A 14634-nucleotide genomic window follows, 5' to 3' on the forward strand; every position below is an offset into this window, starting at 1 on the left:
GCCCCTTATTTCTTCCCACTTTTTTATTAAAATGTTGATAAAAAAAATCCAAAGAAAAGCTTTATACAAAACGCAATGATGCTGGGTTGACACTTACTTTTTTTCGTGTAAAAATAAACTAACGAACGTTAGGTAGGTGAAAATAATGGGGATGGAAGAGATTCGAAAGGCCGCTCTTTTTCAGTTTGCCACCAATGGGTATGAGGGAGCCTCCTTGAGCAGTATTGCCGCTGAGGTCGGTATCCGAAAACCGTCTATATACGCGCATTTCCAAGGCAAGGAGGATCTGTTTCTACAGGTGGCGAGGTACGCTTTTCAAGAGCAGAATTTACGTATTTTCGAATACTTTACGGAACGTAAAGATCAGCCGCTTAAGCATACCCTGCATGACTTCTTGTTTTGGATGGGACAGGAATATGAAAGCAACGACTCAGCCAAGTTTATGCTTCGCTTTTCCTTCTTTCCGCCTGTATCGTTGTATCACGAGGTGCTGGATATTGTTAATCCTTTTCTGGATAAAATGGAGCGAAAATTAACTCGCCGCCTCCGGAATACACGGGATCGGGAACCCTTTGGGCATATGGAGCCAGTGGATGTGGCTTTAGCCTTCATGACACTGGTGGACGGAATCATGGTGGAGCTACTGTACAGTGGAAGCATCAACTACCACCGAAGACTGAACGCTGCATGGCCTATTTTTTGGCGTGGGATTACGTTAACCTCACCTCATGAAGCGTGAAGCTGTCGAACTTATAAAATCTATTTTTGAGGAGAACATTCATCATGAATCGCAGTTGGATTTACGTTTTTGTTGGCGGCCTGATTGAGGTCGTATGGGTATCGGGTTTGAAGCATGCGGATTCCGCACTCACCTGGGCTGTAACCGTGCTGGCTGTGGTAGCCAGCTTTTATTTGATCATGAAGGCTGCGAAGCGTTTGCCTGTAGGCACGGTATATGCTGTATTCACCGGACTGGGGACAGGGGGAACGGTCGTAGGCGAAATGCTGCTATTTGGGGAACCGTTTCAATGGTCCAAAACGCTGTTAATTGCCCTTTTGCTGGCAGGTGTGGTCGGCTTGAAGTTAGTTACCGACCGTGATGTTCAGGAAGGGAGTGGTGCATAATGGCTTGGATTGCATTGGTTATCGCGGGATGCTCGGAAGTGTTAGGAGTCATCGGTATGAAGGGCGTTACGGTGGGCAAAGGCTGGAAGTCCTTAGTGCTTATGGTCTTATCCTTTGTTCTTAGCTTCTCTCTACTCAGCTATGCCATGAAAAGTTTGCCTATGGGAACTTCCTATGCGGTATGGACAGGCATCGGAACGGTTGGCAGCACGATTACAGGCATGTTCTTGTACGGTGAACAAAAAAGCGTACTGCGTGTTTTATTCATCGCCATGATTCTTGCCGCAGCATTGGGATTAAAGCTGATATCTTAGCATGAGCGAATGGCATCAAATGTTGCAAATTGCTGATCTTAAAGGAGTGATGCCTTGTGATTACCACCGTAACGCTTAACGCGGCTGTGGATAAAATCTACACGGTTGCAGGCTTCGGTTTGAATGCCGTCCACCGCATTGAAGGCGGCCTCACGGTGCCGGGCGGCAAGGGCGTGAATGCCGCTCGCGTCATTCGCACGCTAGGCGAGCCTGTACGAGCGACCGGGTTTGCTGCCGGGCACACCGGACGGCTACTCATTGACGGGTTGAGCGCAGAAGGCGTAAGCGCCGATTTCATTGAAACGGCACATGGGGAGACCCGTCTCGCCATTACCGTGCTCGACCCGTCCGCGCGCACGCAGACCGAGCTGATTGAGAGCGGACCGACCATTGGGCCGCTTGAATTAGCCGCACTGCGGCGCAAAATCGAGACCCTTGCCGAGGATTCGGCTTGGGTCGTATTCTCCGGCAGCCTGCCACCCGGCTGCCCACCCGATCTGTACGCCGAGCTGTGCACGCTGGCGAAGGCACGCGGCGCGCGGGTGGCGCTGGACGCGAGCGGGGAGGCGCTGCGCTTGGGGCTGCGCGGAAAGCCCGACCTCGTGAAGCCTAACGAGGACGAGGCCGCCCACTTTGCGGGAATCGACGCAGCGCGCCCGGATGCCGCTGAAGCGGCGGCAGCAAAGCTGCTGGAAGCCGGAGCGCAGCTGGCCGTCATCTCGCTCGGCGCGCGCGGGGCGCTGGCGGTAACGAGCGATGCGCGCTACCGCGTAAGCCTGCCAGACGCGGACATTGTCAGCGCGCTCGGCAGCGGTGACGCCATGGTCGCCGGACTGGTCACCGGCGCGGCGACAGGGCTGGATCTCCCGGCCATGCTACGGCAGGGAGCGGCCTGCGGCACAGCGGCAGCTCTGCACGCCATGGCCGGGAAGATCGAGCTCCAGGACGTGAAACGTCTGGAGCAAGGCATTACGGTGACGCTGTTGTAATTCAGCGTCACTTTTTTTATTTCATCTAAATATTCGCTTATTTTCATTTCACAAAGCAGTTATTCCGAATGCTCTATATTCCAAATATGAGCTTTTCCGAGTTGCTTACAGCAGAACCCTGTTTTCCAGTATATTTTTCATACAAATATGCGACTTCGAAGGACCCAGCTTGACTAGTGAATCCTGAAGCTCTGCAATTTCCTCTACCGACGCGGTTTGTACCTTAATGAGATAATTAAATTCCCCACTAATGCGAAATAAATCGGTGACTTCCTTCGCCTCTCTACAAAATTCAACCAGCTCTTGGCAATGTTCTGTCTTTATTAGAATAAATGTAGTCGTCCCTCGATTCATTTCCCGTAAATTAAATACGGTGCTATATCCAGAAATAATCCCTCGTTCTTCAAGCTTGGTTATCCTTTCTTTAACAGACGGCTGTGACATCGAGATTTCTTTACTGATTTGGGAAATAGTTATCCGAGCGTCATGCTGTAGCAATTTCATGATTTTGTAATCTATATCGTCAATGTGATGCTGCATATCGAGCCCTCCTAACCTGAATTTAAAAAATAATATTTTTCACCCAAATTAACTTTTATTTAATAATTAATATAGTATAAAAACCTTACTTTAAATATATAAGCACCACATAATTATTCATATAATAAGGTTCACTTACATATAAGGAGGATCTGAAATGAGCGTAAAGGGACTAGCGCATGTTGCCATACAAGCCCGTGACTATCAAGCGACCATTGCATTTTATACCAAGGTATTGGGATTTAAAAGAGGACATCACTGGAGTCTTCCGTCTTTTCGAATTCAAGAGGCTTCCATGCTGATCTCACCCGATCAGAGAACCTGTCTCGAAATTTTTGATAATGATGCTGTCATTCCTGCCCAAGGAAAAAAAGCTTCATCCGAGCAAGAGATTGCTCACGGGGCTTTATTACACTTGGCATTTTACGTAGACAATGTAGATGAAATATATCAAAAAGCCCTTGCCCACGGAGCAAGAACCTTTGTGGAACCCAATCAACTTACACTTGGGGAACCTCCTCTGATTGTAACAAATGCATTAGTCCACAGCCCTAATGGTGAGGTTATCGAATTTATCAAGGATGTTGATTTTGATATGTCCCTATCGAGCAAAAAGTAATCCTCGCAGCTATTAAAAAGATCCACTTCCCGGTGAAGTAGGATCTTTTTATATTCCATACAGCTCTGCCGTTATCTCTATGGAAGAATTAAACTGTTTCTAAAAAAAGTCCGATATATTGATTATCGCTTTGTTTAAAGGAGTAGATTATCATCTCAATTGATTTCAATGTGTATTGGTTTCATTTTAGCTCCGATCTGCTGATGCCATTGTTCAGCTTGATTGGACTGCTACTCATCTATTTGGGATCCAGAACGATCCGTCGTCATCGTTATCGTAAACGCCACTGGGTCCGTACCAAGGGGCAAATCGTTGATGCGCATATCGAAGTAGATATTGATGTCGTTCCCTTTGACCGAGATGATCCGGTAGATACTAGCTACACCCGCCGATTAAAGGTACGCTTCTATACAGCTTCAGGTGAAGCCGTAGAATTCTGGAATCCTTATAGCACCAACCTAAGCCTCAACCGGGTTGGCAGCAAAATTAAGGTATTATACAATCCATCCAACCCTCGGGACGCCCGAATTGCAGGCGGTATAAATGGTGCTGGCTGTCTGGCCTTTATGCTGTTTTTGATCGGTGTTCCCTTTGCTTTGAGCGGGGTATTCGCTGTTTTGAAGTTTTTCCTCTAACCAGGCTTGGATCACATACTGGTAATAAAATTTATCGCCATATACATCGCCAGGCCTAAAATAATCAGTGCCGATATTTTGTTGAGCACAGTCCCAAACTTCCCTTCTGAATCCATACGTCCCACGAGACGCCCCGCCGTTGCCAGACCGATAAACCATATCCAAGATACGGACACGGCAGCCAGACCAAAGGCCCAGCGTTCCCCGCCGTCATATTGAAGGGAGCTGGTTCCAATTACCCCAACAGTGTCGAGTATGGCATGTGGATTCAATAGCGATACCGAAGCGGCAAAAATCATCTGTCGTTTCGGGCGCATCGCCTGACTTTCTCCTGAGGAAGCTGCCTTCGACCTCCATAGAGTCCAGGCCATATACAGCAGAAACAAACAGCCCGCTGCATAGAGTACGTTCGTGAGCCATAGAAATTGCTGCAAAATAAGAGACACGCCCCCAACCGCAAGCGTGATCAGGATTGTATCACAGATACCCGCTGTAATGACAGCAGGCAGTGCATTGCGAAACCGCGACTGGGACGCCCCTTGATTAAACACAAATACATTCTGTACCCCCAAAGGCAAAATCAAACCCAGCGCTAATAAAACAGCATGGATAATAGCTTCCAGCATAATTATATTCCCCCAAATTTAGTCCATCATATTTCTCTAGTATTTGCTCTCCTAAATAGTCCTCGCGCAGGAAGCTTGTACGTTTCTAATCCTCTCGTATTTCCTTTAAATTCTTCACGTTCTGCGTATTCTGTTGTACACTATGCTTCAACTGCTCTAACGCCAGCTCGTAGTCCTGCGGATTATTCATATTGAACGCGGCCTTATGCCACATGTCTTCACTCACCCGCGGCAAATCCTCTACCGTCGCATAACGAACGTTCAGCTTGTCCAACCAATCGGTGAGACGAAGCCGTCTACTGCGCAAACATTCCTCGGCAGACGGCAGCACGCTCCGATGGTACACAGCCAGCAACGGGTGTATACGTCCATCCATAGAAGAGATTACTGCTTGCAATGCTGGTTCCGTCGTCCCTTGCAACTCCGTCCATTTCTCAGTTACAACGAGCAGGTCATGCAGCACCTCTGGCTGTACAAAGGGCATATCACAAGCGACAACCATCCCCCACTCCGTAGTAGATGCAGATAATCCTGCATGGATACCGCTCAAGGGCCCCATACCCGGAAAAACATCTGGCACTGTCTCCATACCACTCAGACCATATCCTTGGCTGTCACGAGTGACTACTACAACCCGCTGGGCCGCCTGCTGCAATGTAGTATACGTCCGTTCAAGCACAGTAGCTCCATCAATCTCAAGCAGAGCCTTGTCCTGTCCCATTCGGCTGGAACGTCCTCCTGCGACGATAATCCCAGTCACTTTCACAAATAAATCCTCCTTTTTTTCTGAAAACAATTGCAAATATGCATATGAATTCTTGAACAAAATTTAATTATTACATAATTGTTAATTTATTGGTTTGTTAACCCTTTCAACACATGATACATTGGAATAAAGAACCTCCCACAGATCGGCATCGATGCGCAATTCTCTATCGGGCTAAGAAAGGAATGGCTTGTCTTGCAAAAGAGAGAAATTCAAGAGACTCCTCTATATTCCTTAAAACTGTATAATTTTTTTCTATATGGAGCTATGGTCATTTTCTCCAGCTTCTTCCCGTTGTATCTGCAAGATATCGGCATGGACAAGCTGGAGATCGGGAGTCTGATGGCTATCGGACCTTTTGTATCCGTATTCGCGAACCCTTTTTGGGGCTATACAAGCGACCGAAGCCGTAACCTCCGACGTATTCTGCTATTTATGATTATAGGTACCTTGTCATTGCTACAAGCTTTATTTCATGTCCATACGTATATCATGATTTATGTGGCGATGATTGGTTTTTATTTTTTCCAAAGCCCTTTATTTGCGCAAAGCAACAGCCTAATTCTCAGCTATATTGAGGGCACAGACCGGAAATTTGGTTCATTCCGTATATGGGGCTCCTTCGGTTGGGCTGTGACAGCAGCAGTTGCTGGCATAGTTATTGACCAAACGGGGATATCCAGCATATCCACCATCTTTACGGTACTTCTTCTGGCTGCATTGATCTGCACCTTGTCGATCCCACCACTGAAAAGCACTGTGGAGACAGCAACTATTCATTTGCGTGGCTTTGGCAGCGTTTTAATGAACGGATACTTTATATCCTTTATTTTATTGGGCATCCTTGTATCCATCCCGAATTCGATCAACAGCGCCTTTATGTCCCTGTATATCACCGAACTGGGTGGGTCCAAACAGATGCTTGGTTTTGCTGTTTTTATGTCATCGGTATTCGAAATTATTGTATTTTTGCTGTTTGATCGCTTCTTGAAGAAAAGAATGACCGTGATGGTCGGTTGTTTGGCACTCGTCAGTTTGCTGTTTGCCTTACGGTGGGAACTGATGGCTCTGGCCACAGACCCGATTCAGATCGTGTTCATTCAGGCACTTCATTGCGTCACCTTCGGTGGATACTTCTATGTAGGCACCCAGTTGACCGTCCTATTTACCCCTGCAGCATACCGATCATCCGGACAGGCCGTATATACCTTGACCTGGAGTGGTATATCCGGTATCGTAGCAGGTTTTGCGGGAGGTTGGCTATTCCAGAACTTTGGCGGAGAAATGATGTACCATGCAGGGGTCTTTTTCGCCCTACTTGGCTCTGTGGGATTCGCTATCATGTGGTATATGCTGTACAAGAACGGTTATCAGCCAGGACTGCCAGCGGGCACTAACGAATAGAAGAAGCCCCTTAACAACACTAGAGGAATGAGCTATCCCCTCTTCCCTTCTGGCTTGTTAGCAAAGACAATAGAGTATCGTCAAGTCAATGATCATGGATAAAGAGTGTGCATGCGTAAAATAAAGGAGTCTGCCGACGGCAGACTCCTTTTCAACTTGGTCGCACGAAGCTACCATCTCTCCCACACTTTCCAACAATCTATTGCTTAGGCAATTGGAAAGAGCTTTTCAACGAAACAACACGGTTAAATACAGGCTCACCCGGCTTGGAAAGCTTCGGATCGACACTGAAATAACCATGACGGAAAAATTGGAACTTGTCCTGCGATTGAGCTTCTTTCATGTTCGGCTCGACATAGCCATGAGCAATTTCCAAAGAGTTCGGATTCAATTGGTCAAGGAATGTTTTTTCCGATGCATCCTCTTCAATCTCTTCCGTGTCCTCTGCGTTAATCAAAGGCTCATACAAACGGAATTCGGCAGGTACAGCCTGAGTAGCCTCTACCCAGTGGATTGTGCCTTTCACTTTACGTCCAGTAAAGCCTGATCCGCTCTTGGTTTCTACATCATAGGTACAGTGGATTTCCGTTACATTTCCGTCTGCGTCCTTAATCACATCGTTGCATTTAATGAAGTAAGCATGCTTGAGACGTACTTCATTACCAGGGAACAAACGGAAGTATTTGCTCGGCGGATTTTCCATGAAGTCCTCACGCTCAATATAAATTTCACGGGAAAACGGAATTTGACGTGTACCGAGTTCCGGATTTTCAGTATTATTTTCCGCCTCCAGCATTTCAACTTGTCCTTCAGGATAGTTTGTGATAACCACCTTCAACGGATCTATGACTGCCATGGTGCGAGGTGCCTTAAGCTTCAAATCCTCACGTACAAAATGCTCCAGTACCTGCAAATCGATGACTCCGTAGGCTTTGGAAATGCCTGTCTCATATACGAAGCTGCGGATGGCCTCCGGCGTGTAGCCGCGACGACGTAAACCGGAAATCGTCGGCATACGCGGATCATCCCAACCATCTACGTGCTTTTCATCGACCAGAAGCTTGAGCTTACGTTTGCTGGTTACGGTTTGAGCCAGGTTCAGCCGTCCAAATTCGTATTGGTGCGGTACCTTTTCCATCTCGCATTCAGCTACAACCCAATCGTACAGCGGGCGCTGATCTTCGAACTCCAGCGAACAGAGCGAGTGCGTTACTCCCTCAATCGCATCTTCCAGCGGATGAGCATAGGAGTACATTGGATAGATACACCATGTGTCGCCTGTATTGTGATGTGCTGTGTGTGAAATGCGGTAAATAACCGGATCACGTAAATTAATGTTTCCTGAAGCCATATCAATTTTGGCACGCAGCACCTTTTCACCATTTTGGTATTTGCCTGCACGCATCTCTTCAAACAGCTTCAGATTGTCTTCAACACTTCGATCCCGATAAGGGCTATTCTGCCCCGGTTCGGTTAGTGTGCCACGAGTTTCACGGATTTGGTCCGCGCTTTGATCATCCACGTAGGCTTTACCCTTTTGGATCAGCAGGATGGCACGCTTGTACATTTCTTCGAAATAATTGGAGGCAAAATGTTTTTCCTCCCATTCATAACCGAGCCACTTCACGTCCTCCTGGATGGAGTTCACGTATTCCGTGTCTTCCTTCGCCGGATTGGTGTCGTCAAAACGCAGATTTGTGCGTCCTCCGAATTCATCTCCCAGCGAGAAATTGATCCAGATAGCTTTGGCATGTCCAATATGCAAATATCCGTTAGGTTCAGGCGGAAATCGTGTAACAACCTCCTTTACCTTACCCGTACGTAAATCCTCTTCAATAACATTTTTAATAAAATTGGGGGGAGTGATCGGCTTCTCCACGCTAATCAACCTTTCTTCCGTATAATCTGTGTAAAACCTGTTCCCTTAAATATACCCTTTCACACCGCATAACTCAATAAAATGAAAATCCTTATGCTCGCTTCAGCAAAAAAAGTGACAAGTTATGAAAAAGAGTTAACATTTTCGGCAAATAAATTCGTTATAGTGTATATATCTTTTATTTTGTCCGGAAAAGGAGACCCACCCGTGTTTAAGCTGCTCATTGTGATCCTGCTGTCTATGCTTTTGTCCTCTTCCGTCATGACTTCCGGCCATCCTTCACCGGACCCGGTGAACGAAATCGTACAATCTCGTCCGCTAGCCAGCGCTCCAGAAGACTCATCCGTCCGCTTATATGCTGTTAATCCGTCACAGGGATTATTCCATTCGGCTGTACTGGAAATCGGTCAGCAACTCCGCACATTCCGATGGTCGGGCTCGGCAGATATCTCCACCGCACCACAATTATATTACAGGGATGTGAACGGGGATGGTGTCCGTGAAGCCGTCGTAATCCTCACGCGTGCCTCGGGAACGGGTGTCGAATTGCAGGAGTTGCATATTGTTAACGCACGCACGATGGAAGAATATGCGGTCGAATCGGCAGCAGATGCTGTGTCCCAGCGCGTACACAGCTCAGTGGAGCTACGTGATCACGACCGCCAGGTCCATATTGCTGTTACGATTGACGGTGCTACACATACGATGGACCCTAAAGCATCAGTATTTTACGATGATCCAGCCCAATTTACAAAGCATCTCGATTTTAGCTCTGTCGTAATGTATGATGCCGAACAACTTCCTCTGCAAGCCACTGTATCTGGCAGTGTATCCCCAAGCGAATTTGTAGGGGATTTGGATCTGAAATATGTATACGAGCATGAACGGTTCCGGGTGGGACCTATAGAATTTGAAGCTTCCTCTCCCTTTTGACGACTCTCGCAGAATAAGGTAGCATGGGATTAAATGCTAGACTGGCTGGTTTAGCGATTTTCCGAGTGAAAGAGGGGATCAATCATGTTTACATATGCGTTGGACGAACGCACAGTCCTTCGGCCGCTCACCAAGGAGCATGTGCAGCCTCTGTTTGAGCTGATCGAAATGTCCCGTGACCGCCTGCGTCAATGGCTTCCATGGGTAGACTCTACCACGGAAATCAGCCACACAGAGCAGTTCGTGCAGGGCGCCTTGAAACAAGCCGCAGAGAACGGTAGTCTGACCGCCGGAATTTGGATAGACAACGAGCTTGCTGGCATCATTAGCTACCATGAGATCAATTGGACTCACCGCTCCGTTAGCATCGGATACTGGCTTGGACACGGGTACGAAGGACAAGGTCTTATGACCAGCGCCTGCCGCGTATTCGTTGAATATGCTTTGATGGAGCTGGACTTGCATCGGGTCGAAATCCGTTGCGCAACTACGAACCGCCGCAGCCGCGGTATTCCAGAACGTTTGGGCTTTGTGCTCGAAGGCATTGTACGCGAAGCGGAATTGCTTCCCGACGGCTACATGAACCACGCAGTGTATGGTATGCTCCAAAATGAATGGAAGCAACTTCGGTAATATTGATGTACAACAACGCCGCAGACCTGATCAGGTCTGCGGCGTTGTTTGTTTAGGCCGGGCATAAAACCGAATATTACTGTCTGTAGCCTCCCGCCTATTTTAAGAAATAGGCCATTAACACATCATCCACGAATTGGCCTGCTATGTAAAACTCCTCATGCAAACGTCCTTCAATCGCGAAACCGCTTTTTTCATAAAACATAAGGGCTTCCGTGTTGCATGAGAGTACACGCAAACTCAACTTGCGTATGCCCTCGGCAGCTGCAATGTCCTTCATGGAGTTCATGAGCGCCGTCCCAATACCTTTACGATGATAAGCTGGATGTACAGCTATATTTATTTCGAGTACATGACAATTACTAGCCAACAGCGTTGGAGAACGAAATCCAATATACCCGCAGAGTACTTCCTGTTCGATGGCGACCAGTTGAGAGCCTGGAGGCGTATTGCGCAGAAACTCTCCGCGCGACTTCCAGGACAGCGAAGCGGGAGCCGTGCGTTCATTCCATACCAATTCATCCAGCGCAATCAGATCAGGAGCATCCTTCATCTCCGAATGACGTATTGTCAAGGGTTGACTTGTAAACAATTCCTTTCAATCCTTCCTGTGAAGGCTTTCCTGAAGCAATAACTACAACCATTCGTCACTTATTGTACCATAATTACAGCATATTACTGCACTTTTATTAGGACTTAAGAACTGGGAACATCTACCTTGGGTGTCGTAGTATCCAAAGTATCCGAATGATGCCGGAAACGGTTCAACCAGCTATGCAGGACGAAAAACAGGATCGACAACACCGCTACGCCTGATGCCAGCCAAAGTGTAGGCGGTAACCCACCGCCATCATACAACTTCCCCATAATATAAGGCCCCATTACCCGTCCGGCTGCGCCAATACCCCCCACAAGCCCAATGTAAAAGGGTGCACCCCGACCTCCATGATCAGACAGGAATGCTGGAACCGCAGGTGCAATCAGCATTTCTCCCAGGGTCGCCAGAACCATAGCGAATATCATCCCAGTATAGTTCTGTGTGCCCAGCATGACAATATAAGCCGCCAAATAAAATCCTCCGGCCCATGTCATTTGCGCTGAAGCGTGATGAGCGTACAGTCGTTTTATCCAAAAAATAATGGGTTGTGCGGCAAATATAAGGATACCATTCAGCGTCCATAGTAACCCATACATCGTTTTAGGCAAGCCCTGCTCAATAATATGGGGAGACACTCCTGTATTCCAGATCGAATTGCCGAACCATAAAAAAAGCGAGCCTACCCCCACAAAGAGATACAATCTGGTATCACGAAACAGCAAACGAGCTGGTATTTCCTCTCTTTTCTTCACGGACTTGCTGAGCTGTACTTCTCCCTCTTCCCGATCTACCCTGCTTAGATAAGACCAGAAGAACCCGGCAAATACCGCAGAAGTCACCCCGTTCATCACAAAGCTGAGCTGATAGGAAAGGTCAGCCAGAACGCCACTCAATCCCGTACCCACTGCAACCCCAATATTGTTAGCGACATAAATAATATTAAACAGCTCTCCACGACGGTCAGCGAAACGAAAACCTACAAAGGCCTGAATCGCAGGCACAGATACGACATTAAAAAAGCCGATAAAGCCCATCATGATGACAAACGCTACCCAATGACCACTGGTAAATGGAAGCGTGAGAAGTCCCAGCGCGTTCATCGCCAGTGAGCCAACAATCAATTTTTTGGCTCCAATACGATGATAGAGGGCTCCGCCCAGCACTTGACCAAAAATTCCGCCCAGAGACTGCACTAAAATCGCAATCCCTGCATCTCCCATACTACGGTTCAGTTCGTCAAACACATACATGCTGACCAACGGCCACATCAATGAACTTCCAGCGGAATTAATCAGGCTAGCAACGAGAAACACTTTCACTTCTTTCGGATAAGACTCCAACCATTTCATATCTTTTGTTTCTCCTTTTGCATCTGACGCCATAAATGGCATTATCTCATTGGCGCTTCACATTCACCACCGTTGAGAAGAAAGTAGCCCCCTGTCCCATATCCGACAGCCGATCAGAGGTTAACACATTGGCACGCTGTCTGCGTCCTTTGCCTTCCCACCATAATCCCTGGCTAATCACTGTACCGGGCAGCATCAGATCGGTGACTTTGGCTTTCAGCTCATACGTCCCCCGATCATTCCATACGGTAACCGGTTCCCCATCCGCGATGCCTCTTGTCTGAGCATCCTCCGGGTGAATTTGTAGCAAGGGCTCCCGCTCCAGCCGCTGATGCTTGGGTAAGTTAGCGAAAGTAGAATTCAGAAAATTATGGTTTGGCGGTGAAATAAACATTAATGGAAACCGCTCGTCCGCTTGCGGTCGATGCTCTCCATCATACCCTTCAATCAGCGGCACATATGAAGGCATCGCGGGCAGACCTGCTTGTTTCATTTTTTTCGAATATAGCTCAATCTTGCCTGAAGGCGTGGTTAGACGATCCAAATAAGTGGCCTTTGGCGACATATCAAGCTTTACAAAAGGTGACTTCTTTAAGGCTTCCAAGGTTACACCGTTGAGATAAGGGTTCGTTGGATTATCCAGCGCGCCTGCGATCATGTCCGCTTCACTTTCCGTAAAGGCAGCTTCGTCAAAGCCCATAGCCCGTCCGAGCAGGCTAAACAGCTCATAATTGCTTTTGCTTTCCCCGAGTGGAGCAATGACGGGTTCCTGCATCTGGACATAGTGATGCCAGTAGGATTTATATAGGTCTGTACCCTCAAAGGAAGACGCTGCAGGCAGCACAATATCGGCATAACGGGCCGTATCCGTAAGAAACAGGTCATGTACGACTGTGAACAAATCCTCTCGTTCAAATCCTTCAGTCACCCGTTCCGAATCGGGAGCTACAACTACCGGGTTACTGCAGTATACAAATAACGCCTTAATCGGCTGTTCCTTCTGTAGCAGCGCTTCTCCGATCCGGTTCATGTTGATCACCCGGGCATCCGGGTTCTGTCGCAGATCAGGACGCGCCAGATTGGCGCCGTTAAATTTGCCATAAGCGCCATTAGAGCGTGACGCTCCCCCGCCGTGCTTTAGCCATTGTCCAGTGAGCGCAGGCAAGCATGTAACCGCACGTACGTTCATACCGCCATTATCATGATGCTGAAGCCCATTACCTATATTGATATACGCTGCTCGCGCAGTTCCGTACATTTCCGCTAAACGGATAATATCTGCTTCCGGCACGCCGGTAATCCGCGAAACTCGCTCTGGTGTATATGTCTTAACATGCTCGCGCAGTTCCTCATGGCCTACCGTGTAGCGATGTAAAAATTCGGCGTCCGTCAGTCCCTGAGCGAACAGCACATTCATAACACCCAGCGCGAGCGCCGTATCCGTCCCCGGATATAACGGAATGAACCAATCCGCCCATTGCGCCGTCCGGTTGCGATGAACGTCAATAACGACCACCTTAGCACCCTTTTTACGTGCCTTCTCAGCCAAAACGACCTGATGCATGTTGGTGCTAATGACATTTCCACCCCACACAATAATGAGGTCTGCATCCTCCGTGTCCTCCGGGCTGGTGCCGCCCTTAAAGCCCATAACGGATGCCCAGCCTTCATTCCCAGCCACGCTGCAAATCGTCTGATCCAGTTGGCTTGAACCCAGCGCATTAAAAAATCGGCGATCCATTCCATCCACACTCAATACGCCCATATTGCCATAAAAGCTGTAGGGGAGAATAGATTCCGATCCGTCCGTACGTATCAGCTCCTTGAATCGACCTGTAATGGTATCGACCGCTTCCTCCCAGCTAATTCGTTCAAACTTCCCTTCTCCTTTGGGGCCTATACGTTTCAACGGATAGAGCACCCGATCAGGATCATATACCCGCTCCGTCATATTGCGAACTTTGTTACAAATAGCGCCTTTGGTAATAGGATGATCCGGGTTCCCAGTGACCTTGACTATCTTTCCATTTTCCTTGTGAAGCAGGAGCCCACACGTATCCGGGCAATCTAACGGGCATACAGCTGGAAAAATACCGTCCTGCTGCTCCGTCATCCGCTGTCCCCTTTGTAAGTCTTGTTGAAGCGTGGCCTCAGGAGGCGCGCTATTGCGATGATCCATAGTGTTGATGCTCCTTTCCGTTACCGTTTCCAAAAATTACACTGC

General features: G+C 47.9%; 16 protein-coding genes. 9 read left to right on the forward strand and 7 right to left on the reverse strand.

The genetic code is table 11. The annotated features are described in order from the left end of the window. The first annotated feature begins 145 nt into the window (after positions 1-145). From ACM1ND_RS24825 to ACM1ND_RS24840, 4 genes are read left to right on the forward strand one after another with little or no spacing between them, the layout of a single operon-like run. The gene (locus tag ACM1ND_RS24825; protein ID WP_023990732.1) at positions 146-739 is read left to right on the forward strand and encodes a TetR/AcrR family transcriptional regulator; all 594 of its coding nucleotides are present in this window, start codon (positions 146-148) and stop codon (positions 737-739) included. Positions 740-783: 44 nt separating this feature from the next. Beyond that, positions 784-1125: a DMT family transporter gene (locus ACM1ND_RS24830; RefSeq protein ID WP_076264502.1), complete on the forward strand. Its 342-nt coding sequence runs from the start codon at positions 784-786 to the stop codon at positions 1123-1125. Next, positions 1125-1439, forward strand: a complete 315-nt coding sequence (locus ACM1ND_RS24835) for a DMT family transporter (RefSeq protein ID WP_013312355.1) — start codon at positions 1125-1127, stop codon at positions 1437-1439. Before ACM1ND_RS24830 ends, ACM1ND_RS24835 begins: the two co-directional genes overlap by 1 nt. A gap of 56 nt (positions 1440-1495) precedes the next feature. Beyond that, the gene (locus ACM1ND_RS24840; protein ID WP_418026746.1) at positions 1496-2428 is read left to right on the forward strand and encodes a 1-phosphofructokinase family hexose kinase; all 933 of its coding nucleotides are present in this window, start codon (positions 1496-1498) and stop codon (positions 2426-2428) included. Between the two features lie 105 nt (positions 2429-2533). Here ACM1ND_RS24840 and ACM1ND_RS24845 read toward each other — a convergent pair whose 3' ends face one another. Next, the gene (locus tag ACM1ND_RS24845; RefSeq protein ID WP_069081118.1) at positions 2534-2968 is read right to left on the reverse strand and encodes an Lrp/AsnC family transcriptional regulator; all 435 of its coding nucleotides are present in this window, start codon (positions 2966-2968) and stop codon (positions 2534-2536) included. A gap of 157 nt (positions 2969-3125) precedes the next feature. Here ACM1ND_RS24845 and ACM1ND_RS24850 point away from each other — a divergent pair, with 157 nt between their 5' ends. Next, a complete protein-coding gene (locus ACM1ND_RS24850) occupies positions 3126-3587 on the forward strand; it encodes a VOC family protein (protein WP_023990736.1) in 462 nt (153 codons plus the stop codon). 170 nt (positions 3588-3757) lie between these two features. Next, a complete protein-coding gene (locus ACM1ND_RS24855) occupies positions 3758-4222 on the forward strand; it encodes a DUF3592 domain-containing protein (protein WP_418026748.1) in 465 nt (154 codons plus the stop codon). An 11-nt stretch (positions 4223-4233) separates the two neighbouring features. Here the strand turns inward: ACM1ND_RS24855 and ACM1ND_RS24860 are convergent, their stop codons facing one another. Together ACM1ND_RS24860 and mobA are read right to left on the reverse strand one after the other, a co-directional pair. Next, positions 4234-4848: a LysE/ArgO family amino acid transporter gene (locus ACM1ND_RS24860; RefSeq protein WP_023990738.1), complete on the reverse strand. Its 615-nt coding sequence runs from the start codon at positions 4846-4848 to the stop codon at positions 4234-4236. 85 nt (positions 4849-4933) lie between these two features. Further along, positions 4934-5614 carry a molybdenum cofactor guanylyltransferase gene (mobA, locus tag ACM1ND_RS24865; RefSeq protein ID WP_023990739.1) on the reverse strand — a complete coding sequence of 227 codons (681 nt, stop codon included), beginning with the start codon at positions 5612-5614 and terminating at the stop codon, positions 4934-4936. 195 nt (positions 5615-5809) lie between these two features. Between mobA and ACM1ND_RS24870 the strand changes: the two genes are divergently transcribed. Continuing rightward, positions 5810-7018, forward strand: coding sequence for an MFS transporter (locus tag ACM1ND_RS24870; RefSeq protein ID WP_418026750.1), 1209 nt, complete (start codon positions 5810-5812; stop codon positions 7016-7018). A gap of 199 nt (positions 7019-7217) precedes the next feature. Here the strand turns inward: ACM1ND_RS24870 and ACM1ND_RS24875 are convergent, their stop codons facing one another. Further along, entirely contained in the window at positions 7218-8897 is a 1680-nt protein-coding gene (locus ACM1ND_RS24875) for a glutamine--tRNA ligase/YqeY domain fusion protein (RefSeq protein ID WP_028540719.1), read from the reverse strand. A gap of 207 nt (positions 8898-9104) precedes the next feature. Between ACM1ND_RS24875 and ACM1ND_RS24880 the strand changes: the two genes are divergently transcribed. Then, positions 9105-9830, forward strand: a complete 726-nt coding sequence (locus ACM1ND_RS24880; RefSeq protein ID WP_418026752.1) for a copper amine oxidase — start codon at positions 9105-9107, stop codon at positions 9828-9830. Positions 9831-9914: 84 nt separating this feature from the next. Next, on the forward strand, positions 9915-10463 hold the full coding sequence (locus ACM1ND_RS24885; protein WP_028540721.1) for a GNAT family N-acetyltransferase: 549 nt from the start codon (positions 9915-9917) through the stop codon (positions 10461-10463). A gap of 97 nt (positions 10464-10560) precedes the next feature. Here ACM1ND_RS24885 and ACM1ND_RS24890 read toward each other — a convergent pair whose 3' ends face one another. The 3 genes from ACM1ND_RS24890 to ACM1ND_RS24900 form a co-directional block, all read right to left on the reverse strand. Then, positions 10561-11055, reverse strand: coding sequence for a GNAT family N-acetyltransferase (locus tag ACM1ND_RS24890; protein ID WP_023990744.1), 495 nt, complete (start codon positions 11053-11055; stop codon positions 10561-10563). A gap of 104 nt (positions 11056-11159) precedes the next feature. Then, positions 11160-12410 carry an MFS transporter gene (locus ACM1ND_RS24895; protein WP_322155110.1) on the reverse strand — a complete coding sequence of 417 codons (1251 nt, stop codon included), beginning with the start codon at positions 12408-12410 and terminating at the stop codon, positions 11160-11162. 46 nt (positions 12411-12456) lie between these two features. Further along, positions 12457-14589 carry a molybdopterin-containing oxidoreductase family protein gene (locus tag ACM1ND_RS24900; protein ID WP_418026754.1) on the reverse strand — a complete coding sequence of 711 codons (2133 nt, stop codon included), beginning with the start codon at positions 14587-14589 and terminating at the stop codon, positions 12457-12459. Between the last annotated feature and the right edge of the window lie 45 nt (positions 14590-14634).

The sequence above is a fragment of the Paenibacillus sp. JJ1722 genome (assembly GCF_048282685.1).
In the GTDB taxonomy this organism is placed as follows: Bacteria; Bacillota; Bacilli; order Paenibacillales; family Paenibacillaceae; genus Paenibacillus; species Paenibacillus polymyxa_B.